The sequence below is a fragment of the Psychrilyobacter atlanticus DSM 19335 genome (assembly GCF_000426625.1).
GTDB lineage: Bacteria > Fusobacteriota > Fusobacteriia > Fusobacteriales > Fusobacteriaceae > Psychrilyobacter > Psychrilyobacter atlanticus.
This window is the reverse complement of record NZ_KE384547.1, coordinates 1,576,596-1,601,532: the sequence shown is the minus strand read 5'-3', so window position 1 is coordinate 1,601,532 and position 24,937 is coordinate 1,576,596. Positions and strand designations below refer to the sequence as shown.

General features: G+C 31.9%; 19 protein-coding genes. 9 read left to right on the top strand and 10 right to left on the bottom strand.

Features of this window, described 5'->3' with window-relative positions; genetic code table 11:
* Positions 1 to 5 precede the first annotated feature (5 nt).
* The 5 genes from K337_RS0108185 (at position 6) to K337_RS0108165 (ending at position 6,592) form a co-directional block, all read left to right on the top strand.
* On the top strand, positions 6 to 1,601 hold the full coding sequence (locus K337_RS0108185; RefSeq protein WP_211226084.1) for a DUF1254 domain-containing protein: 1,596 nt from the start codon (positions 6 to 8) through the stop codon (positions 1,599 to 1,601).
* Between the two features lie 353 nt (positions 1,602 to 1,954).
* Complete coding sequence (locus tag K337_RS0108180) at positions 1,955 to 2,761, top strand: hypothetical protein (RefSeq protein WP_028856167.1); 807 nt, start codon at positions 1,955 to 1,957, stop codon at positions 2,759 to 2,761.
* Between the two features lie 19 nt (positions 2,762 to 2,780).
* Entirely contained in the window at positions 2,781 to 3,269 is a 489-nt protein-coding gene (locus tag K337_RS0108175; protein WP_028856166.1) for an LA_2272 family surface repeat-containing protein, read from the top strand.
* A 42-nt stretch (positions 3,270 to 3,311) separates the two neighbouring features.
* On the top strand, positions 3,312 to 4,463 hold the full coding sequence (locus K337_RS0108170) for an OmpP1/FadL family transporter (protein ID WP_028856165.1): 1,152 nt from the start codon (positions 3,312 to 3,314) through the stop codon (positions 4,461 to 4,463).
* Between the two features lie 101 nt (positions 4,464 to 4,564).
* Entirely contained in the window at positions 4,565 to 6,592 is a 2,028-nt protein-coding gene (locus tag K337_RS0108165; protein WP_084140826.1) for an alkyl/aryl-sulfatase, read from the top strand.
* Between the two features lie 53 nt (positions 6,593 to 6,645).
* Here the strand turns inward: K337_RS0108165 and K337_RS0108160 are convergent, their stop codons facing one another.
* From K337_RS0108160 to K337_RS0108125, 8 genes are all read right to left on the bottom strand, one after another.
* Positions 6,646 to 6,930, bottom strand: a complete 285-nt coding sequence (locus K337_RS0108160) for a GNAT family N-acetyltransferase (RefSeq protein WP_051251677.1) — start codon at positions 6,928 to 6,930, stop codon at positions 6,646 to 6,648.
* Positions 6,931 to 7,018: 88 nt separating this feature from the next.
* Entirely contained in the window at positions 7,019 to 10,183 is a 3,165-nt protein-coding gene (locus tag K337_RS0108155) for an efflux RND transporter permease subunit (RefSeq protein ID WP_028856162.1), read from the bottom strand.
* A 12-nt stretch (positions 10,184 to 10,195) separates the two neighbouring features.
* Positions 10,196 to 11,278 carry an efflux RND transporter periplasmic adaptor subunit gene (locus K337_RS0108150; RefSeq protein WP_028856161.1) on the bottom strand — a complete coding sequence of 361 codons (1,083 nt, stop codon included), beginning with the start codon at positions 11,276 to 11,278 and terminating at the stop codon, positions 10,196 to 10,198.
* Between the two features lie 22 nt (positions 11,279 to 11,300).
* Positions 11,301 to 13,601, bottom strand: a complete 2,301-nt coding sequence (locus tag K337_RS0108145; protein ID WP_028856160.1) for a TolC family protein — start codon at positions 13,599 to 13,601, stop codon at positions 11,301 to 11,303.
* A 124-nt stretch (positions 13,602 to 13,725) separates the two neighbouring features.
* Entirely contained in the window at positions 13,726 to 14,277 is a 552-nt protein-coding gene (locus K337_RS19165) for a TetR/AcrR family transcriptional regulator (protein WP_028856159.1), read from the bottom strand.
* A 64-nt stretch (positions 14,278 to 14,341) separates the two neighbouring features.
* Positions 14,342 to 15,118: an MlaA family lipoprotein gene (locus K337_RS0108135; protein WP_028856158.1), complete on the bottom strand. Its 777-nt coding sequence runs from the start codon at positions 15,116 to 15,118 to the stop codon at positions 14,342 to 14,344.
* Positions 15,115 to 16,371, bottom strand: a complete 1,257-nt coding sequence (locus K337_RS0108130; protein WP_028856157.1) for an alpha/beta fold hydrolase family protein — start codon at positions 16,369 to 16,371, stop codon at positions 15,115 to 15,117. The genes K337_RS0108135 and K337_RS0108130 overlap by 4 nt, the downstream gene beginning before the upstream one ends.
* A gap of 189 nt (positions 16,372 to 16,560) precedes the next feature.
* Positions 16,561 to 17,196 carry a helix-turn-helix domain-containing protein gene (locus K337_RS0108125; RefSeq protein WP_028856156.1) on the bottom strand — a complete coding sequence of 212 codons (636 nt, stop codon included), beginning with the start codon at positions 17,194 to 17,196 and terminating at the stop codon, positions 16,561 to 16,563.
* A 213-nt stretch (positions 17,197 to 17,409) separates the two neighbouring features.
* Here K337_RS0108125 and kdsB point away from each other — a divergent pair, with 213 nt between their 5' ends.
* Entirely contained in the window at positions 17,410 to 18,147 is a 738-nt protein-coding gene (gene kdsB, locus K337_RS0108120; RefSeq protein WP_028856155.1) for a 3-deoxy-manno-octulosonate cytidylyltransferase, read from the top strand.
* 84 nt (positions 18,148 to 18,231) lie between these two features.
* Here the strand turns inward: kdsB and K337_RS18050 are convergent, their stop codons facing one another.
* Positions 18,232 to 18,597: a LysM peptidoglycan-binding domain-containing protein gene (locus K337_RS18050; protein ID WP_051251676.1), complete on the bottom strand. Its 366-nt coding sequence runs from the start codon at positions 18,595 to 18,597 to the stop codon at positions 18,232 to 18,234.
* Between the two features lie 84 nt (positions 18,598 to 18,681).
* Positions 18,682 to 19,854, bottom strand: coding sequence for a bifunctional phosphopantothenoylcysteine decarboxylase/phosphopantothenate--cysteine ligase CoaBC (gene coaBC / locus K337_RS0108110; RefSeq protein WP_028856154.1), 1,173 nt, complete (start codon positions 19,852 to 19,854; stop codon positions 18,682 to 18,684).
* Positions 19,855 to 19,981: 127 nt separating this feature from the next.
* Here coaBC and K337_RS19560 point away from each other — a divergent pair, with 127 nt between their 5' ends.
* From K337_RS19560 to K337_RS0108095, 3 genes are all read left to right on the top strand, one after another.
* Positions 19,982 to 21,568: a sensor domain-containing diguanylate cyclase gene (locus K337_RS19560; protein ID WP_084140823.1), complete on the top strand. Its 1,587-nt coding sequence runs from the start codon at positions 19,982 to 19,984 to the stop codon at positions 21,566 to 21,568.
* Positions 21,569 to 22,714: 1,146 nt separating this feature from the next.
* Positions 22,715 to 23,983, top strand: a complete 1,269-nt coding sequence (locus K337_RS0108100) for an ABC transporter substrate-binding protein (protein ID WP_028856152.1) — start codon at positions 22,715 to 22,717, stop codon at positions 23,981 to 23,983.
* 13 nt (positions 23,984 to 23,996) lie between these two features.
* On the top strand, positions 23,997 to 24,932 hold the full coding sequence (locus K337_RS0108095) for a carbohydrate ABC transporter permease (protein WP_028856151.1): 936 nt from the start codon (positions 23,997 to 23,999) through the stop codon (positions 24,930 to 24,932).
* Positions 24,933 to 24,937 lie beyond the last annotated feature (5 nt).

The following is a 24,937-nucleotide window of genomic DNA, read 5'->3' as shown; positions in this document are numbered from 1 at the left end:
TTATTTTGAAAAAAAAGAACATATTAAAAAGTAGTATATTAATAAGTGCTATAGTATTAGTTTTTACTGGGTGCACGAATAAATCAAGTAAATCAAGTGAATTAACGTTTCAGCGTCACAAAACCTTAGCAAATTTAGAGTTTGATCGTGGTTATCCAACGGCTGATTCAGCTGAAGCTCTTCAACAGGAGCTAGCTTTTCAAAGAGCTACCCAAGCATATCTTTGGGCACTTCCAATTACAAACATGAGAGCTATGCAAGAAGGACACGCAGAGCTTATGGGTGGCACATCTTATAATAAAATTGCTATTTACGAAGACAGGTTAAAACCAAATACGATTATTGCTACACCTAATAGTGATGTAATCTATGGTTTAGCATGGTTAGATATGAAGGATACAGGACCTTTAGTTATTGAAGCGCCAGCTGGATTACAATCTCTTGTAGATAATATGTTGCATGATGCATTGGTTGGTCCTAAAAAGAAAGATGGTACCCATTATTCTGGAGATATAGGAATTGCTGGTCCTGATCAAGGTAAGGGTGGAACATTCTTAATTCTTCCTCCAGGGGAATCACGAGCGAATTATGATTCTAATAAATATTTCATTTATGAATCAAATACATATGAAGTATTCTTGCTCCTTAGATCATTTTTTATGGATATAAATAACACAGCTCCTGCAGTTGATCTTATGAAAAAAACTAAGATTTATCCATTAATTGGAGAAGCTAAGCCAATGGAATATTATGAAGTTTCAGATATACCAAGTAACTCTCTCTCCCCTAAAGACTGGACTTACTTTGAACAGTTGGATCGTACTATTCAAGCTGAACCAATATTAGAGGTTGATCCTTACATGAATGGTATTCTTGCTTCTTTAGGTATCAAGAAGGGATATAAGTTCAACCCATCGGATGCTGAAAAAGAAATGTTAACACTTGCAGCACAAACTGGTTGGAAAATAGCAAAAGAAGTTGCATTAAACTTTGATGAAAAAGGACGTGATACTGTTGGGCGTACAATCTTTTGGGAGGAATCTCCTTCATGGGTAGCTCATGCCTTAGTTGATGAGGATGGTAATCAGTATGCTTCAATGTCTGATACTTCGTATAATTCAATTGAAACAGGGCACACAAATGTAGATGCTAAGATACATATGTACATCAACCACTTCTCTATATCCGATGGAATGATAAATGCTAAAATTGGCAGAGGAGCTAAGTATGCAGGGGCATATAAAGATTCAAATGGTGAATATCTGCGTGGTGAACGAACATATTCAATAACACTTCCAAAGAACGTACCTGCAGGACTATTTTGGTCGTTAACTGCATATGATGCAGAGACTGCTGCTGGAGTGCCAAGTAATAATAAGTATCCATCGATTGGTGACCGAGACAACCCTATTAAAAATCCTGATGGTTCGACAACTTTATGGTTTGGCCCATCATTACCTGAAGGAGCTTATACTGAAAATTATGTTCATATTCCAAAAGACAAAAATTGGTTCTCTTTAATACGACTATACGGTCCTAAGAAGAGTTTGTTCACTGGAGAATGGATTCCTGGTGAGTTTATAGAAATAGAATCTAATTAATAGACATGGAATAATATTTACTTATAAATGATTTCAAAAAAAATCAGAAAATGAAAGTACGAGATTTTTTTGTAATAAGTGAATTGCTTCCTGCTAGAAACTTAAATTTAACTAGGATTTTCATGGTCCTATATATCATTAGCATAGTATTTAAATTTTAGCATGTCAAGAACCCTCTCATTAAGCATTAGAGGTTCTGGCATGCTTTTCTTTACTCGGAGAAAAAGGGTTGAACCAAAATTCTAGCGAAATTATTATAAAAAATAGATCTAAATCAATGGGATTATTAAAACATAACTAAAAAAATTAAACGAAATTAGAAAAATAGTCCGTAGTACACTAGGAGGAAGAATATGAAGAAGATAAGTCGAATGTTATTGTTATTGATAGTTATAAATAATTTTTTATTTGCTGAAAATTTAAAAGAAATAGACGAGAAAAAAATAGAGATAGTGAATAAGGAGCAAAATGAAGAAGTTAATACTGGTCAGGATTTTACTAAGCCACTTACAAGATTTGATATCAGAGGGAAATATCAAAGTTTTGACGGTAATGAATCAAATGCACTTACAGTATTCAGAATGGATAAACCAGTTGTTTTGGAAAATGAATGGAAATTGGCATTTAGAACAGATATACCAGTTGGATTTTCAAATAGATCAAATGAAGATACATTTGGTTCCGGGGATCTATTGGGACAGCTAATAGTAATAGCTCCTCAAGGAGATAAAAATTGGACTTGGGGTTATGGTGCTCAGACTGTTTTTAATACTGCAAGTGAAGATAATTTAGGAACAGGTAGAAATCAGTTAGCACCACTATTAGGAATTAAAGCAGATTTTAAAACAGAGAGATTAAAAGGATTTACCTATTTACTAATAAGGGATCATAATGATATTGGAGGAGACAGTGATCGAAAAAAACAAGATTACCTAATAGTTCAACCAGCGATTAACTTTAATTTTTCCAAAGGAAGGTTTATAACAATTGCACCTGAAATGAAATTAGAGGATGGAGAATGGTTTGTTCCATTTAGTATTTTAGTTGGAAAGATGGTAACACCAAAAACTGTAGTTTCTTTAGAGTATAAAACACCAATATACGATAAAAATAAAGAATATAATAATGAATTAGAATTTAGAATAGGTTACTTTTTTTAAGTGGAAATAAGGAGGGAAAATGAAAAAGATAGTATTAATATTAATGTTAACAATAGGATATATTTCTATGGCAAGTGGAATGGATGAATCAAATACAGGGGCAAGATTAAATGTTTTATTTTGGACTGCAGGGGGGACTTTAGACGGTGAAATCGAAGCAGGAGAAGGGAATAAAGAAAGAGACTATCATGGATTAGATTTAAATCTAGTTTCTTTATCTAAATCAAGAGATTTTACTGGGTATCAATTTTCAATTTTTGGAATGAATAAAGTTGAAGGAGATTTTACTGGTTTAGGTCAAGGAATGGTAAATTATCATAAGGGGAAAAGTGAAGGAGTACAGATTGGAGCTATTAACATAGGGAAAAGTGTTAAAGGTGCTCAGTGGGGATTAATAAATACAGCAAAGAAATTAAATGGTTTTCAAATAGGTTTCCTAAACTATTCACCAGATGGATTTTTACCAATATTCCCATTTTTTAATATATCTAAATCAATAATTGATTAAGTTTTGAAGTGTATAATTAAATCAGAAAATTCGGGAGTGAAGATGAAAAATAAAGTAATATTATGGGTTTTAATTTGTACATTAGGAATAAGTGCATATGGATCAAATGGCTCAAAAATGATTGGACAGACAACTAGATCTTCAGGGATGGGAGGCTCTGGGATAGCTATAAATGAAGATGTATCTAGCTCAGATTCTAATCCAGCATCATTATCATATATAGAGGGGTCAGTTCTTCAATTTGATCTTGGATTAATCTCCCCTAAAACTTCTTTTGAGGGACCAAATCAAAAAATTAATGGTGAGTCTATGATCATACCATTACCTAGTTTTTCCTATGCTCATAGGGTAGAAAATTCAGATTTGGTATTAGGAATATCTCTAATAGGAGAAGGGGGCCTAGGAACAGAATATAATAGTGGTGTTTTAAATCAAAAATTTTCTTCTGATTTAGCCTATGCTACTTTAAATTTTACGGCAGCTTATAAAATAAACGATAAATGGTCAGTAGGAGTAACTCCGTATTTGTCATATTCAGCTATGAATATGGAGATAGGAAATCAAATAAAACTAGAGGAGATGAAGGCATCTGGTTATGGAATAAAAATAGGAACAATATATTCTATTAACGAGAGATGGAATGTTGCTCTTAAATATACAGTAGAAGATCAATTGGATTATGAAGGTAAGTATTATGCCATAGGAAGTAATGAAGGAAGTGCCGAGACTAATCTTTCATGGCCGTCAGAATTAGCTTTAGGAACTTCATATAAATTAACTGAGAAATTACTTTTGGCAGCTGATATCAAATTTATTGATTGGTCAAATGCTATGAAAAGTATGGATATAAAGTTAGAAGGTGCAAAAGATCAATCTATTCCATTAGATTGGAAAGATCAAATTGTATACGCTATAGGTCTTGAATATAGTGCTACAGAAAAAATAAAATTAAGAGCTGGTTATAATTATGGAGCCAATCCTATTCCATCCGCTACAGTTATGCCTATTTTATCTTTAATAACAGAACACCATATTACAGCAGGTATAGGATATGAATATTCTGAAAATCTAACTGTAAATGGGTCATTGGAATATGCATTTAACAATAATCAAAAGAATACAAAAAGCTTGATAGGTGGGACAAGTGAAACGGGGATAACAATAGGTAGTTTAGGAATATCGTACAAGCTATAATCTCTTGTATAAAATCAATCTGTTATAAAAAGGAAATAACATTTTAGTTAGTAATTAATAGTTGTAGAAGTAAATAAAGTTATTTTCATAGGAGGTAAGAAATGAAAAAAATTAAATTTGCATTATTGGCTTTAATGTTAGTATCAGCTGCAGGGTGTAATAACCTAAATATGGGTAAAAATACACAAAATACTGCTGAGGTTCCTAATAACCATTTTGATGCTAAAGGGAAGCCTGCATCGACATTTACCGTTGCAAAATGGGAAGAACAAAAGAATATTCTGCCATTTGAGGATAAGCGGGATTTCGAAGATCAGCAAAAAGGATTTATAGCTGCACCTGATTATAGGGAAATTAAAGATAAAGATGGAAACGTTGTATGGAGTATGGGAAGCTATGATTTTTTACTGAAAGAGGGAGAGGAGTATAATACTATTCACCCTTCACTGCAAAGGCAGGCAATTCTCAATATGAATTATGGATTATATAAAGTAAGGGATGGAGTTTATCAGATTAGAGGCTTTGATCTAGCCAACATCACATTTATTAAAGGTAAAACAGGATGGATTGTATTTGATCCATTGACATCACCAGAAACTTCATCAGCGGCTCTTAAATTTATAAATGAACAGTTAGGAGAACGACCTGTAGTTGCAGTAGTATATTCTCATTGTCATGCAGATCATTTTGGTGGTGCTAGAGGAGTAATCGATGATAAAGATGTGGCTAGCGGAAAGGTAAAAGTAATAGCTCCAGAAGGATTTATGGAACATGCTATATCGGAAAATTTAGCATCAGGAAACGCTATGAATCGTCGTTTATATTTTCAATATGGAGTGCTTTTACCGGCAGATCCCCATGGACATGTAGACCAATCCATAGGTAAAAACGTATCTAAGGGTCAGGTCGGGTTATTGGCTCCAAATGTAATTATATCAAAGGATATAGAAAAAATGACTATAGATGGTGTAAAAATGGTATTCCAAAATACACCTGGGACAGAGGCACCAGCTGAGATGAATACATATTTTCCTGATTTAAAAACATTCTGGGCAGCAGAAAATGTTACAGCAACAATTCATAATATTTATACATTAAGGGGGGCCTTGGTAAGAGATTCCCTTCTGTGGTCAAAAGAGATCGATAAAGCTCTATATATGTTTGGACAAGATGCAGATTATATGATGGCATCTCACAGCTGGCCGAGATTTGGAAATGACAGGATACAGGAAGTCATGAGAGACCAAAGAGATACATATGCTAATTTAAATAACGGAGTATTAAATTTGGCTAATAAAGGTGTAACAATCAATGAAATACATAATGAATATGAGGTTCCTGAAAGTCTTCAAAATAAATGGCATGCAAGAAGTTACCATGGATCGGTACAGCACAATAGTAGAGCGGTAATAAACAGATATTTAGGTTATTGGGATGCCAATCCAGCCACATTGATTCCGTTATCACCTGGAGACTCAGCACCACTATATGTAGAGATGATGGGTGGAAGTAGAAAAATAATTAAAAAAGGACAGGAATTATACGATAAGGGAGAATATAAATTGGCTCAGGAAATATTAAATAAACTGGTTTATGCAGAACCTGAGAATCAAGCAGCCAAAGATCTATTAGCAGATGTGTTTGAACAGATAGGATATCAGCAGGAAAGTCCAAGTGTAAGAAATAGTTTCTTAGAGGGAGCATCTGAACTTAGAAATGGTGTACCGACAGGAAATTCAGCAGACACAACTGGTCCTGATTTTATTAAAGGGATGGATACAGGATCGTGGCTGGATTTCTTATCTATTAGGCTGAATAGCGATAAGATAGGAGATACTAAATTTATTGCAAATTTAAAAACACCGGACAATAAAGAAGAATATATTGTAGAATTAAATAATTCAACTCTAACTAATATAAAAGGATTCCAGCATAAAAATCCGGATTTAACTATTACAGTTAACAGAAGTGACTTAAACTCAGTTATGATGGGGCAAAAAACTATTACGCAGCTTTTAGAAGAAGGGGCAGCGAAGAGTACTGGGGATACATCGGTAATTAAAAAATTAGAAGATTCTTTAGATACATTTGATAAAGGTTTTGAAATCTTACCAGGAACTAAGGGATAGTAACTCAATTAAAAAGAGGTGATTTCTGTATTATCAGAAATCACCTCTTTTTTTTAAATAATTTTTACATCATTATATCTATCTGTTTTTTCAAATAGTCTTACTGCAAATGAGCATACAGGGGAGATTTTAAATTTTTCTTCTCTGGCATAACTTACACACTGATCCAATAATTTTTTTCCTAAAAATCTATTTCTATATTCTGGATCTACATAGGTGCTGTTGATGTAGATAACCTTATCTTTTAATTGATATCCTAATTGTCCCACCTTGACGTCTCCATCCATAGCTAAAAATTTCTTCTCGTCCAATGAGTGTATAATTATAATTTTTTCCATATAAAAGCCTCCTAAAAATCAATTTTTTATTCTATATTTTTTAAAAAGGAGGAGTCTGCCTAAAACTAGGCAAACCCCTCTGAATCTTTTATCCTTCTATAACTTCATCTTCATCTTCATATTCATATTCCTTGTAGGAAACTCTATGAAAAATTGCAAATAAGATAGGTACTATACCTAGTGTTATACCTAAACAGAAAATAAGTCCAAAAATCATAGTTACGGCCATTCCTGCGAACATAACTCCTCCACCTAACCATAATGGAATCAGTCCACACACTGTAGTAGCTGTAGTAAGAACTATTGGTCTAAATCTTGCTTGTGCAGCATGTACTATTGCATCTGGGAGTTCCCGTCCCTCTTCATCTCTTTCAATATTTATCCTGTCTATCAATACTATGGCATTGTTTATCATGATACCAACTAGAGATAGTGCACCTAATATCGGCATAAATCCAAATGGAAGCTGAGTTAACCCCAATCCAAATGTTATTCCTGATAAGATAAGTGGCAGTGCTGCTAAAATTGTGATTAATATAGTATATGAATTAAACTGGATTATAAGTAATAATAATATAAAAATTCCTGCTATAGGGAATTTTGAAGATAATGCATCGTTTGCTTTTTTACTGTTATAGTATTCTCCTTTAAATTCATAACTGTAACCATAATCCCATTTAGATGCAGCTTCATCTAATAGTGGTTTAATTTTTAATGTCTGTTCCATAGCTGTTGTGGTATCTCTTAATCCTACTTGGTATAGGATAGCTTTGATCTTATCTTTTCTAACTATTTTAGGGGCTTCCCAAACGGTTTTTATATCAGCTACCTGTCCTAAAGCAACTGATTTACCTGTAGTCTGGTTATATATAGGTGTATTTTTTAATACCTCTATATCTTCTCTAGAAGTTCCTTGAGATCTCAACATTACTGGAATCAGTCTGTCTTCCTCTCTATAGTCTGTAAGCTTTATCCCGCTTAAGATACTGTTTAAAGATATTGCTATATCTTGACTTGTAAGCCCAGCTCTAAGTGCTCTTTGCTGGTCGATATTAACTGTGAATTTTCTATTTTTTACACCCCAATCAGTTTTTATATCAGCCAAACCTACAATATTTTCTTTTACTATTTTTTCTATTTGGTCAATATATTCGTATAATTTATCTGTATCTCTACCCTTTAATCTAATTTCTATTGGACGGTCACTTGGAGCTCCATTTTGCAGAGTATCGATCTTAATATTAGCATCTGGATAGTTTTCTTCAAACCAGGTTATAAGTTTAGGCTGTATCTCAGATTTTATAATATCAAAACTGGTAGCATTGATTATTGCAAAAGCTAAATTTGGCTGACTCATCTTAGGAGTATGAGATAATATATATCTTGGTGCACTCTCTCCTATAAATGTTCCTGCATTTAATATTCCTTCTTTTTCGTATTTAACTAAAGTTCCACCTGCTAAGATATTTGCAATTAATGGTGGTTTTACTTGTTTTGGATGATCTAATAAATATTCTTTTCGGATATATTTTTCTGCATCTAATATCATATTAGTTGTAGTTTCTATAGAAGTTCCGAATGGAAGTTCTGCTTCGACTGTTAAAAGTGGTATATCTTTGTCTGGCATAAATTTTACCTTAACAAAGGTTTTAAATCCAAATAAAGATATGAAGAATATCCCAAGGATAATGATTCCTGCCATAAATTTATGTTTTAGTGCTTTTAGAAGAGAACCTCTATAAAGTCTATAAAACTTACTGTTATAACCGGCTTCTTGTTTCTCTACCTTTAAAAATAATACACAGAGTAGAGGAATAAGGGTTATCCCTAATACCCATGATAATGCTAAACAAATGGCAACTACATAGGTTATAGGTCCTGTATATTCTCCCATAGTTCCTTCTGCCAGCACAATTGGTAAAAATGCTGATATGGTAACCATAGAAGATATCATAAGTGGTCCTTTGAGAGTTCTTGCTGCTTCCAAGGCTGCATCAATTTTCTCCATTCCTTTTTCCATATTTACCATGATGGCTTCGGAGATTACTATTCCGTTATCTACCAGCATTCCCAATACAATTATCAGGGCTGCCAGTGAAATTTGGTCCAGACTCAGTCCGAAATAACTTAAAAACACCATACATGATGCCATTACTATAGGAATTAATGATGCTACGATAGCTCCGATTCTAACTCCTAAAAATACTATTAATACTACCATTACTGTGAGTATAGATTGGGCTACATTAGATAGGAAACTTTGAACACTCTTATCTACCCTTGCAGCTTCCTGTGTTAAATATGTAAAATCTACTCCTATAGGGTAACTAGATTCTACAGCTCCAATTTTTTCATCTATCTCTTTTTGAAGGTCTAAGATATTTCCTCCCTCTTTTAAAGAGATTGCAATGAAGATAGTATCTTTTCCATTAAATTTTTCCCTTGTAAGAATAGGTTCCTGATATGCTCTTCTTACTTTGGCAATATCTTCTACCCTCACTAAATTTCCCTTTGGAAGTCTGATAACTGTATTTCTTATATCATCTACAGAATCAAAGTTTCCACTAGGTTCAAAACTTAATCTTTCTTTCCCTAAAAGTATTTGTCCTCCGGGAGATAGTATATTTGTACTCTCTAGAGCATTTTTTAAATATCCTGGAGAAATTCCAAACTGTGCTAGTTTAGCATTATCATAATCTATAAATACATTTTCCGGTCTAACTCCATATTTAACTACCTTACCTACATTTTTCATAGTTAATAGTTCTTCCATTGTAAATTTTGCGATCCTTCTCAGATCTTCAGGTGAATATCCATCAGCTGTTACAGCTATCATTGTACCGTAAACATCACCAAAATCATCATTTACAAATGGTGACATTGCTCCGCTAGGAAGATCTTTAACAGCGTCATCTACCTTTCTTCTTAACTTATCAAAGATTGGTCTCATTACTTTATACTCGTCCTTAAATTGTACAGTAATATATGAGAATCCTTCTCTACTTTCACTGTCAATATAGTCAACTTCCGGCATCTCTTGAATTCTTTGCTCAATTTTATCTGTCACTAAGTTCTCTACCCTGCTTGGGCTGGCCCCTGGATATAGAGTAGCCACTGTAGCAGTTCTTACTACATATCCTGGATCCTCTGCCTTTGGTAATTTAAAGTAGGTAGAAACTCCAGCTAATGCTAAAAGCAATATAAAAGTAAATGTGACTACTTTTTTCTTAATTGCTATCTCTGTTAAATTCATGTAAATTCCTCCCTATTTTAATTTTACCTGTTGACCGTCTTCTAATTTAGTCATTCCAGCAGTAATTAATTCGTCTCCCTCTGATAAACCATCTAAAATTTCCAAACCTTTGTTGGTAACCATTCCTGTTTTAACTTCAACTTTTCTGACAACTCCTACACCTTCTCCATCTTTTTCTACGATAAAGACGTAGTTAGTATTTACATCCTTTAAGATTACATTTAAAGGTATGAATATCTTATTCTTTTCACTTAATATATCTTTATTAAAATCTACTACAACAGACATTCCACTTCTCAAGCTTTTATCCATACCTAAGATAGCTACTTTTACAGGGTATGTAGATCCATATTGTAGAGATGAAGTACCTACTTCTACAACCTCACCTAAATAATTTTTCCCTATAGCTCCTGCATATATATTAACCTGTGATCCAATATTTATTTGCCCGATAGCACTTTCTGGAACAAATGATATTGCTTCTAAATCTGTATCAGTATTTAAAATATACACAGATTGACCAGCAGCTACATTTTCATTTACTTCTGAGACTTTTACAGCCACTGTTCCATCTATAGAAGATTTTAATTCAGTATATTTTAATTGACGTTTTGCATATTTTATACCTTCCGATGCAACTCTTAGAGATGCAGATGTAGAATCCATCCTAGCTTTTGCACTGTCAAATTCACTTTTAGAGACACTGTCATTTTGATATAGTTCTTTTATTCTATTGTAGCTTGATTGAGCTTCTATTTGTGATGCTTTTGCCGTTTCATAAGAACTTTCTGCCTTTCTTAATTGAATTTCATAGTCAATCTTATCTAAGGTAGCTAAAACATCTCCTTTTTTCACAGACTGTCCTAATTTAAAATTCATTTTTTCAATGTTTCCAGGTACTCTGAAACTCACCTCAGGTTCTACAGCAGATTTTATATCTCCTGTAAAGCTAAGAGCTTCTACTGGACTTTTTAATTCTATAGTTTCATGTCTAACAGATCTTAAATTTATTTTTTCCTCTTCCTTTTTAGTCCCGCAGCTTGCAAGGGTAACTACTATAAATCCAATTAGTAATGTTTTTTTATATAATGACATTTGTTTCCTCCTCATTTTTTGATTATTGTACTTTTAAATTAGTTTCATCTAATAATTCTGAATATGCTTCAGGATTTAATAGGTGATAAGCTCCTACTGCTCTTTCTGTTATCATCAACTTAGTATAATAATCATATTTAGATGCACTTTCACTTTCTTTAGCTTGAATTGCGACATTTTGAGAATCTAATAACTCAGTTATAGATACCTCTCCTCTTGAATATGAATCGGTTACTAATTCAAGAGTTTTAACTGCTGCAACTCTTGCATCTTTTGAAGTTTCAACACTTATTTTAGCTGTTACTAAATCTGTTAGAGAAGCTCTGATATTTTGTTTTACACTATTTTCAACATCTTCTTTTTGAAGTGTTAATTTTTGGACCTGTTCTGTAGCCGTATTTCTTTTAGCTATCCTTTCTCCGCCTTCTAATAATGGGATACTTACCTGTACTCCTACAGTCCAAGCTTCCTTTCTAGGGTCTCCATCAGTAGAATATAATTCTCCACTACCCTTTCTATCCATATAGTAGTTATAGTCAGCAGTTAATGCTACTTCAGGACTGTAGAAATTTCTATTAGCTTCCTTCAGTTTTCTTTCAGCTGCTATCGTATAATTTTCAATTTGTTTGATCTCGGTAGAGTTTTCAAGACCTAATTTTATTAATTTATCTAGGGTATCATCCATTACATTTTTCTTAGTTAACTCCAAACCTGCTATTCCTAAAAACTCTTCAGTATCTAAGATATCTATCGGTTGAAAGTTTGTATTAAGATCGTTGTTTAAAATTCTCATCAACTGTTCCTTGGCATTTTGAAGTTTAGCCTGAGAATCACTTAACTTGCTGATATCTGTAGCTAGCTTACTTTCCCATCTGTATACATCTGACTTTCTAGAATATCCAACTTTTTCTCTCACTCTGGCTAATTCTAAATTCTTTTTAGTCAGTTCTAAGTTGCTGTATTGAATGCTTTGAGAAGCTTTTAGTTTCAATACATTAAAATAAGCTGTAGAAATTTTTAAGACTGTATCCAGTTCACTTTGCTTATAACTCTCTTTTTCTGCATTATAAATACTTTTTTCTATAGATACCGATGAATTTAATTTATCGTTCCATATTACCTGTTTTAATCCTACACCTACATAAGTATTATCTTTTTTTACATCATTTTGAGCATCTGCCTGCCCCTGGTCTACTGCCTTGTATCCACCTGCTGCCACTACTTGAGGCAGTCTAGATGACTTAGCTGCATCTACTTGATATTCTTGGATATTCAGGTCATTTTTATTTATTGTCAGTTGCAGGTTATCTTCTAATCCTTTTCTTATAGATGAATAAAGGGTTAGTTCTTCTCCTAAATTTTCCTTTCCAACTATTTTAGCTGCTACTGTTGTTCTCCAATTTGGCCATTTTTCTATTTTTTCAGCCACAGATTGATTTATAACTGGTCTCATCTCTCCACCAACTACATAAACTTTCTGATCTTTTGCACTTCCTCCATCTAATATTTCCAAGAGGGAGATAGCTGATTTTCGAAGTCTTCTTTGGATATTTGTATCTACTTCAAAAGATAGATAAGCTTTTTCACTGATGCCTGTGCCATATCCATCTGCATATGTTACTATCTTTTCATTGTTTAAAACATCCATAACTTGGACAAATTTATCTTGATCTGAAAAGCCGCCTAAAAGTGCCACAGTTTCTCCTTTAACATCTGCAGCTAATTTTTCATAATCTCCATTAAAAGGAATCCATTTGACCTTGGATACCCCATTTTTTTTGACCTCTTTCTCTATATAAGAAAACATTTTTTGATCTACATCAAAAAATTCTTCTGGAGCTATAAGGGCAATTTCTGAGAAATCCTTATCCACACTTCTTAGAAGTTGGAAGATCTTATCAAATCCAATCTCTTGGACACTGTAGGTAAGATTTTCGACCTGACTAGTTTCACCGTGGGATATATATTGAGCAAAAGGCATAATACTCAATTTTTTTACACTCTCTTTGCTTATGATTTGGTTAGACACTGAGTGATCTCCACCTATAATTACATCGACCTTTTTATTTTTAGTTAAAGCTGAATAACTTTTATCAATTTCTTCATTTCCTTCTTTGGCTATAACTTGTAATTCCTTTGGAAAAACTATAGTATAATTTCCTCCTAAAACATCTGTAAATTCTTTTTCGATGACACTTTGAGAATTTTTTATATTATTACTGCTTTTTTGACTGTATAATACAGCAATATTCACAACTTCTTTAGCAAAGGTGCAAACATTTATGATGAATAACATAATGATTAAACTTATTTTTTTTATCAATTTTATCTCCTCCTATATGTTCTTTTTATTTAAATTAGTAGTTAACTTTTTTTCGCCCCCTTTTATAATTTTTCTAATTTATATTATATGGGAAATATTTGAATTTCCTATAAATTAATTAATTTTAATCTGTTATGCTGTTAGTGATATACTTGCCGATATCTAAATCTAGATCATCAAAGACTCTTCCGTAAATATAGCCTCCAATACTCATAAGAATTATTCCTGTTGTAGTTTCTTCTAAATCCTTTGTTATATTAAATTCTTTTTTTTCTGTTCCTCTTTTTAATATTTCCAAGACAAATTTATGAGTTCTAATAGAATGCTCTCTTATTTTGTTTTGAAGTTTTAAGGGTAACCCGTTAAAATCAAAACTTAATTTTGCGATGACCTCATAGTATAATGTTTCTTCTGTATTCGCTTTTATTAAAAAGGCATCTAATTTTTCCTTTTCACTTTCATAAGTTAATATTTCCTCCTTTTTCTTTTGTACCCTTTGCTCTATCAGTTCCATTATCGCAATTCCTAAATCTTCTTTCCTTTTAAAATAGTGATAGATACTGGATTTTGCAATCCCTACCTCGTCTGCAACTTTCTGAAAACTTAGCCATTCGTATCCCTTTTCACTGACCATCCTCAGTGCTACTCTGATTATTTCCCTTTCTGTGCTGTTCATTCTTCCCCTCCTACAATAACTTAATCATTATAGCCTACCTATCGGTCGGTGTCAATTTAAAAGATTAATTTTTTTTAATGTTTGTTTTTCTTATCTCCATAGATCTTAAATAAAGGAGCCTAACATATTCATATTCAAATGGAGTTCCAAGGCTGTAATATCGAAAGTCAACTTCACTTCTAACATCTACTGCTTCTAATCCTTTGATGGAAAGGTCTTTCCATAAGGTTTCGGAACCACCATAAACATTAGTAGGATCGAGAGGAGCTCTTAAAACAAAGGTTGTTAGCAGGGAACTGGCATTCCTGAGGTCGCTGGGTCCCAAAAATGGAAGAATTAGATATGGACCGTCCTTTACTCCATATATCGCCAGGGTATCGTTTAAAGTAACCTTGTGTTCAGGGATCTTTACAAGGGTTGCTACATCAAATAAACCAGCAACTCCTACTGTGGTATTTATAAAAAATCTTCCTATTCCTGTAAATACAGTTTTATAATCTAAAATTAATACTCCGTTTATTGCACTAATAGGTTCATATAAATTGCTAAAAAAATTACCTACACCAGTTCTAATTGTTTGCGGGAGGAAAAATTTATATGAATTAGAGACAGGTAAGGCTACCCAGTTATCGAATTGATAGTTAAAATAATATATTCTTCTGTTTAGTGGTTCAAATGGATCATATGCATCCATGATATTAGATTCCCCATCATTTAAATGAAGTTTAGGTTTCTCTGCTACATCTATTTTTCCTCCTCTATTATAAGAAATGTCTTCCTCTACTTTTACATTGCTGCAACCTATAAAGATTAAAGTTACTAAAATAAGTATTTTTTTCATTTTAACTCACCTCTTTTAAGGTAATCTATCATAGAAACTATATTATCCTTATAGAACATATTTCCACAGTGTCCCCCATAGGGATAAACTTTTATCCTGCTGCCCATAGTTTCCTTTAAATAATTTATATTTTCTGATGTCAATATCAATTCATCTTCATTGGTAACTACTGCAATATTTTGAGCCCCTTTTAGATAACTTTCTATAGATTTTAGACTGCTGTTCTCTATCATTTTCTCCATAGTAAGGGTTTTATCTAGTTTTTTATATGTTTTAAATCCAATTCTGTCTATGTAATTTTGAAAGTTACTGTAATTAACAGCACTGTAGTACTCACTCATACTCTGGAATTTAGTTAGTTTTTTATCAGGATCTGTGTATACTCCGCTTTTAGTCATGAGATCACTGATATAGTTGATGTCTATCGCTATAAATCTAAATGCAATGCCGATAAGAATCTTTAACTCTTCATCATTCATATTTAATTCTTTAAAGAGGGCATAAATGGCAGCTTCATCTATCTTCATCTTTCCATTTTGCTCACTATATTGCATTATACCTAAAATTATCCTCTGTAATAATCGATCTAATTCTTCTTCGGTTTTCATATTATCATCCAGTAGATGGTCTAAAATTTTAGCAGATTCATATAAATTTACTGTTGGATTGACAGACATAATCCTCTTAAAGTTGAAATGCTTTTTTCGACTGTCTATCTCTCCTACTGCAAGTGCAACAGTGCCTCCAAGACTGTACCCGGTAACATAGGTTTCCTTATACTGAATCTTGTCCTTTATTTTATCCAGAGCTAAACCCATGATATCGTATATCTCATTGCTGTCTTTTTCTAAAAAACCGGGAGCATGGGTTTTCGAAGCAGAAATAACAAAGTTATAATCAAAGCTGGTAGGGAGCATAATAACACTAAATCCATTTTGATATAGGATCCTGCTCATGGTCAGCATCTTAGGAGAATTATATTTAGACCCTGTTCCAGCCAATAAAAATATCAGGGGTGCTTCATGATCTTGAGCCATCAATCCAAATCTAAATCCATCTAAATACCACAGATTAGGCGGTGCTTTTTCATTCTTTAAGTTTAATTTTATCTCCTTGAAACTTGTATTTTTAAATGGTGCCATATCTTTAGTAGGAGTGGCTAACACTGTTGCTAAATATGGATCTTTATATGGATAATCATATCCATAGCTCCATAAACTTATAATTATATATATCAATATTATTTTTTTCATATAAAATCATCCTTTTTTAATTTATTTTATCCCTATACAGATATTTATTCTATTTGACCTATCAGTTTCCTTTTTTTCATTATGTTTATGTGGATCTTTATTCCCACTGCATTACTTTGTATTTAAGATTTTATCTTCGAAGTTTATTTATACTCATATAAAAAGGGCATAAAGTATGCCCCTAAAATCTTATAGATATTGAATTTTGTAAGATATAGCTGTTAAAAATAAGGTTACATAAAATGGATTCTCTTCTACAGGTAAATTTAATTTATAATAGATGATTTCTTCTAGACTTTTTAAGTCATCCTCATCAGCTTCTTTAGCAATTTCAAATATAGTTTTATTTAATAAAGTTCTATTTTTTTCTTCACTTAATATATCTTTGACCCCTTTAGAAATAATGTCACTTATATCGGCATTTGGTCCATTTTGATCCATCAAATTTTTGATTTCAAGAGCATATCGTTGGATATATTCATTTGTATTGTTAACATTGAAGTATGATATTTTTTTCTTTATAAAATCACTCATATTAGAAATTTTTTCTTCTACTGCATCGATAGAGATGATCTCTAAAAGTTTATCATGTGTTTTTTCAAAATGGAGATAAACATTTCCATCGACCTCTTTTAATACTTCAACTAACCCGTTTTCTTGTAATTTTCTTAAAAATTTAGAAATTATTTTAATGTCTATTTCCATTTTATTGGAAAGATCACTTATAGATATACTATAATTCAATGTTTCATTTCCTAATTTTGGTGCAATTAATCCCTTTAACAAATTAAAAAAAGCTATATCCTCGGATATATTTTTATTCATTTTTTCACCGCCCTATTATTTCAAAACAATACTAATTTAACTAAAATATCTTTATTTATTACATTATAAATATTAACTCTTAATAAATCAACAGTTAATTTATTTCCCCTAAATAAAAGATCGCTAATTAGTATACTCTAAATAAAATCAACTTCCTTTTTTTTTAGGCAATTATATTGTATAATTAATAAAAAATTATAATTGGAGGGAAATATGAAATTTTTAGGAGTTATTCCGGCACGATATGCTTCAACGAGGTTAGAAGGAAAACCTTTAGCTGATATAGATGGTCATTCTATGATTGAGTGGGTATATAAACGTACCCTTTTATCGAACTTAGATATGGTTGTTGTAGCGACGGATAATCAACTTGTATATGATAAAGTAAAATCTTTTGGAGGGGAAGTTGTTATGACCTCTGAGAATCATCCTAACGGAACCTCTAGAATAGCGGAAGTTGCAGAAATTTATAGTGAATTTGATGTGATTATAAATGTACAGGGAGATGAACCCCTTATAGAAAAAGAGATGATTAATGCTTTGATTACTCCATTTTTAAAGGAACCAGAATTAAGTATGGCGACTTTAAAACATAGGATAGATACTCTAGAAGAGGTTGAAAATCCAAACAATGTAAAGGTGGTTACAACTAAAGATGACTATGGAATTTATTTTTCTAGATCACCTATTCCGTATCCAAGGGAATTGGATATGAAAAACTACTTTAAACATGTAGGAATATATGGATATAGAAGAGACTTTGTTATCAAATATTCACAGATGGATCAGACACCTTTAGAGATTTCTGAATCACTGGAGCAGCTTAGAGTTTTAGAAAATGGTTATAGGATAAAAGTTTTAGAAACTCCCTATAAAATTGTAGGAGTTGATACTGCGGAGGATCTAGAAAGAGTTAAAAAAATAGTGAAAGAAGGTAACATCACTATATAAAAACTTTGTATAAGTTAATAAAAAAGATGATCTCTTAATATAGAGATCATCTTTTATTTTAGTCAATAGATGGCTATTAAAAGTTTATTTTGTAGGGATTGTTAATACTTGACTAGCTTCAATAACGTCTGGATTAGAGATATTATTTTCTTCAGCTAATTTTTCCCAAGACATATTGTATTTTAATCCTATTCTGAATAAGTTATCTCCCTCTACAACAGTATAGCTAGTAGGAGCTTCTTCTGTCATTGGAACATCTTCAACAATAACTTCTTCTTCCATAGTAGTCTCTTCAACAACAACTGGAGCTTCTTCTTCAACAACTGCTGGAGTCTCTTCAACAACAACCTCAGTAACTACAGGTGTAGTTTCAACCTTTTCTTCCTTTGGCTCATTACTGCTACATGCTACAAGTGATAGAGCTGCTAATAATATTAATAATTTTTTCATTAAAATCCTCCTAATTAATTCGATATTTATATGAGTATAGTCCATAATTAGGAATTAGTCAATTTAAATCTTAAGTTTATTAAATTATTTTAATGTCTCTAAAATTTTAAATGCAAGGTCATCTTTTTTCATTTGTGGAATTTCTAAAATATTTTTTTCCTTGTCAATGAAAAATACTTCATTGCTGTCATTTCCAAAAGCATTGGTGGAATTAGCAACTATTAGATTTAGATTTTTTTTCTCTAATTTTTTCATGGCATTTTCAATTAGGTTATCTGATTCAGCAGCAAATCCAATAAGAGTTTGTTCTTTTTTTCTCTTACCCATTTCCATTAGAATATCAGGGTTTCTAGTTAATTCAAAAACTAGATCTCCATCATTTTTTTTGATTTTAGAAGATGAATACTCCTTTATCCTATAATCTGCAACAGCTGCACAGCCAATGGCAATATCCATATTTTCAAACTTACTAAAGACAGCCTCATACATATCGATAGCACTCTTTGCAGATATAAATTCTACACCATTTGGAACTTCAAGATTAGTAGGTCCGCTGACCAAGGTAACGTTAGCTCCTAATTGAGCACCTGCAGCTGCCAGGGCATAACCCATCTTACCTGTAGATCGGTTACTCAGATACCTGATAGGGTCGATAGCTTCTTCAGTAGGACCGGCAGTAATCAAGATATTTTTTCCCTCTAAAAACCTTTCCCTTTCTAAAGATTCAAAATAGTTATTTACTATATCGACTATATCGACTTCCTTCTTGAGTCTCCCTTTGGCAACCCAGTCACAGGCAAGCTGGCCTGAATCTGCATCGATAAAGTTGTATCCATATCCTTCTAATTTTTTAATATTATCTTTTAGGATAGGATTGTTATACATATTTACATTCATAGCCAGGGCAAAATAAGTAGGAGCACAAGATGCAGAGATTACAGTAGAGAGCATATCATCAGCGATACCATTTGCAACCTTTCCAATGATGTTATAGGTAGCAGGAGCTATTAAAACTAAATCAGCCCAGTCAGCTAAGTTTATGTGTTCCACATCTATGTTTGATTTTTCTGCCCACATGTCAATGGCTACTCTGTTTTTAGAGAGAGTTTCCAAGGTAAGAGGGGTAATTATTTCAGTAGCATTTTTGGTCATTATGACCTTTACATTGTATCCATTTTTCTTTAAAAGAGAACAGATATTAGCAGACTTATAGGCTGCAATACCTCCAGTAATTCCTAATAGTATATTTTTTTTCATTGATATATCTCCTTTTTTATAGTTTTTCATTTAATTTGAATTTTTTATATTTATAAGTATAGCATACTAAAAAAAAAAGGAAAAATATGATTTTAGCGAATAAATCCTAACAATGAGGGGTGGTTAGATGAGTCTTAAAAGAAAAATTTTTACATTAACTTTTTTTACAGCAACAATACCTATATTGATCATTTCTGTAATTACATTTTTTATATTTTCTGGGGAAATGAAGGAAGTACAAAGTCAAAAAATGGACTTAATCAGTCAAAACATAGAGCAGTCTATTCAAAATAAAATCAATTCTATCGGAGAAACTATTGAACATGTAGCAGATACATATAACGAAGAGCATGAAGGGTTAACCTCTTTAAACTTTCAAATAAATGATAAGTATAGACTTAAACATATGACTTATCATATGCAGAATCTGGCAGAGGAAAAAAAGGCTATAAAATTTATAGCCTTTGGAAGTTCTGATAAAAAAATGATATTTGATAATCTGGCGGAGGATCAAAATTTACCACCTAATTATGACCCAACAACAAGGCCGTGGTATAGAGGGGCTCTTAATTCTAAAGGAACCTATCTATCGAAAGTTTTTATCCATGCAGGGACAGGGAATCCAATAGTAACTCTGTCTAAAAAAATTGAATTAGATGGTGAAATAATAGGCGTGTTGTTAGCGATGATTGATTTGTCTTATATAGGGAATGAAATTTCAAAATTTAAAATTGAGAATACAGGATCATTTTTCATAGTGGATAAAAATAATAAAATTTTAGTAGATGGAGGAGACAACAAGAAAAATTTTGATTATATTTCAAAAATGAACTTATTTTCAAGGGATCATTTTAAAATTATAAAAAAGACTCCTATGGGTAAAAAACTGTACCATATAAAAAAAATCAAAGATTTGGATATTCTCCTAATTGGAAGTGTCGATGAAAAAGATATAAATAATACAATTTTAAGGTTGAGATTCTACATCATTGGTATAGTTATATTGACTATAGTTTTTATTCTCATTGTTTTATCTGTTCTAAGTAAAAATTTTGACAGCTCTTTAAATCAATTATCTTGTGTTATCGACAGTATTTCTCAAGGGAACTATAGTAAAAATATAGATAAATTAACTGAGGTAATAGATGAAAAAAATGAATTAAGTTTTATCAATAGTGCCATAAAAAAAATGAATTATGAGGTAATAAAAAGAGAAAATAACTTGAAATATATCTCTGAAACAGATCCGTTGACAGGATGCTATAATAGGAGAGCCATCATAGATTTAATTGAAAAAGAAATAGAACAGTCAAAAAACTTTAATTTGAATTTTTCTTTAATTATGTTTGATCTAGATAAATTTAAAAAAATAAATGATACCTATGGCCATCTATTTGGAGATACAGTTTTAAAAGACATATCTAAGGCTATATCAAATAACATAAAAACTACAGATATATTCGGTAGGTACGGTGGGGAAGAATTCTTAATCTTATTACCTAATACAAAGTTAAGAGAGGGGATTATAATTGCAGACAGACTGAGACAGACTATAGAAAAAATGACGTGGGAATACGATACTATAATTACAGTTAGCATGGGAGTTATAAAAAACACACCCAATGATACTCTAGATTTAATCCTGGGAAGAGTCGATAATTTATTGTATAGAGCAAAAAAAAATGGAAGAAACAGGGTGGAATATCAAGAATAAAAATGGTGCCCTGATGGGCACTATTTTTATTCTTATAGTTTATTTTACAAATATAGAATGTTGCTTGTGTATAATGTTACTTTGCTTTTTAATTGATCATAATGAGTGGATTTAAGAACTAAATAGAGCAATAATTCAAGTGAATTTCATTTTTTAATTGATAAATCAAGCAAAAAGTGGTATAAGTTATGTAAATAAATTTTTAAAGGAGAGGAATTATGTTTAAATTAAGATTTAATTGAGCCTGAGTAGCTGATAAACTTCTGGATGAAGTTATAATGGAACTTTTAGAATCTGAAAAAAGGATATATTAGGTAGTGCTAACTATTTCAATATGATAAACATTTATTCCAATTCACTCTTTAACTTCCAATCCATTTTAGAATTATTGTGGATATAAATAAAGATATTAACGAGATATTATGACCTTAATACTTTATCTATTCCTAAAATAATTACTTTCGGAACAACTCTGTTCCAACTAACAATCATTGTAAAAAACGAAGAAAATTTAATTTGAATGCATATTAAACTATTAAATTATACTGGTTATTTATGCCATATTTTTTAATGCAAAAATATATCCTCTCTGGTAAACCAGGGGGTCACTTGTTATGCATTAAATTCAAAGTTATCATAAAAATATAAATTATTAATTTTAAATTTCATTCATTTTTTCAAACCTCAGTTGATTTTAGAAGGGTGTTATTGAATTAGATATTAAAATTTAATAAACTTTGTCAATGCTAACTATTGTATTTTAAAGCAATTCTGATAAATTATTAATTTTAAAAATTTATCCATAACTTTCAAGCCTCAGTTGATTCTGGAAGGATGTTGCCAGGATAGATTAAATTTATAAATCTTGAGTGATAAGAGCCATATCTTCAAATAATTCAGAATATTTCATATAACAATAAATATTTTAAGATTAAATATAGAAAATGAATCAGGCATTAGCCTTTTTCTCGTTACCTGTTTGTGCCTTAAAATAAACAGGTAATAAGAAAAGGAGAGGAATGTGAAATAAAAATAAAGTGAAAGAAAGAACTATCTGTATCTAAAAAGAGAGTGGTTGCTTTAAATATTCATAAATAGAGTAAATATATTATCTTTTTACATAAAACAAAAAATAGGGAGGAAAAAATGAAAAAAATATTAGCGTTAATATTGTCGATAGTTTTATTGACTGCAGTAACAAGTACAGAGGCCATGGCTTTTTGGGGGAAGAAGGAGAAGAAGGAAAAATTAGTTGTATGGTTACCACCTATCGGAGAAAATGATCAAGCTGTATGGGGACCAATCATGAAAGAATATGGAGAAGCAAATAATGTAGATGTAGAATTAGAGATTATTCCATGGGAAAATTATTCTGAAAAATATGCTGCTGGAATAGCTTCAGGACAAGGTCCGGATATCGGGTATATGTATGCTGAAATGTTCCCACAATTTATAGAAATGGGAGCAGTTGAAGATCTTACACCTTACCTTACAAAGGAAGACTATGAAAATTATATATACATCAAACATGGAAAGATGATGGGGGGGATGTATGGACTTGGGATAGAAGCAGCTAACCCTGCAGTTATTTACTATAATAAAGATATCCTTGCATCTATAGGTGAAGATGTTCCTGTTACATGGGAAGATTTTATAAGATGTGCAGTAAAAGCAACTCAAGATACAAATAAAGACGGAAAAGCAGATCAATGGGGATTCTCTCAAGGATGGGGAGCACCTTATTTTGGAGATCTTAACTGGAACTGGTATGGATTCCTTTGGCAGGCAGGTGGAGACATATTCAATGATGATTTAAAATCTGTAAAATTTAATAATGAAGCTGGAGTAAAAACTGCTAAATTCTTAAAAGACTTAAAATTTAAATATGATGTATTGCCTTCATACTATATGGCACAAACTAATAAAGAGATGTTACAAACAACATTTGGTCCTGGAAAATCACTATTTTCTATATATTTATCTTCAGCAGCAGGAGAGATCTTAGATAAATCATTTCCTGATTTAAACTATGGAATAATTCTTTCCCTTGAAGATGAAGATAAAGGAACTTTTGCATCAGTAGATCAATTAGTACTTATGTCAGGTGCTAAAGATAAAGAATTAGCTTTTGGATTAATCGAACATATGTTAAGTACTGAATCTATGACTAAATTCCATAAACATCACCCAAGAGCACCTATTGCTAAGGGAGAGCCATATCAAGGAGACCCAAGATTACAAAAGATGATCGAAACTCAAGAAGGAGTATATAGACCACTTGTAGTAGGACCTCATGGAGTAGAGATATATGAATATCTTTGGAAACAGCTTCAAATGATGATGGCTGGAGAAAAAAGTGCTAAGGAATCTTTAGATGAAGCAGCAGAGTATTCTAATAGATTATTAGCTAAATAATAAGGAGCTGGATATGCAAAACGTAGAAATTCTTTTAAGTAATGAACAACCTAAGAAAAGATTTTGCATAAAAAGGTTAGCAGGTAAAGGAAAGCCCTATGGTTTTATAGGGCCCCTCAGCCTCCTACTGTTTACTTTTTATGTGATTCCTATTTTTCTTTCAATATATTTTAGTTTTACAGACTATAACATCATAAAGGCGCCAGGATTTGTAGGCCTTTCAAATTATAAAGATCTTCTTTTAGATAAAACTTTTAAGGCATCTCTGAAAAATACTTTTTTATTTACATTGGGAGTAGTTCCTGCTCAAACTATATTTTCTTTATTTATGGCTAGCTGGCTGGTAAGCAGAGGGAAAAGCAGATTGACAGAATTTGTAAAGGGAGCTATGTTTGTTCCTGTAATCTCATCTATGGTATTAGTAAGTATTGTATGGAGAATACTATTAAATGGAGAAAGTTCTCCCCTTAATATGATCCTTAATATATTAAATATAACACAACCTAACTGGTTAGGAGATTCGTCTATAGTGTTATTTGTTCTTATGGGAATAACAGTATGGAAGAATACAGGTTACTTTATGATCCTATATATCGCCGGGTTGATGGAAATCCCTAAAAATTATACAGAGGCTGCCAAGGTAGATGGAGCAGGTAGGTGGAGTGTTTTTTATCATATAACTCTTCCATTATTAAAACCTACGACAATTATGGTAGTTTTTTTAGGTATGGTTTGGTCACTTCAGACCTTTGATCTAATCTATACATTGACAGGAGGAGGGCCTGGAAATTCTTCTATGACCCTTGTCCTCCATATATATAACAATGCATTTAAAAATTTAAATGCAGGGTATGCTATGACAATCGCCAATATATTACTTTTCTTTTCGGCTCTTGCAGCGATAGTTCAGAAAAGATTTTTAAAGAAAGATAAATCAGAAGTTTATTAGGAGGA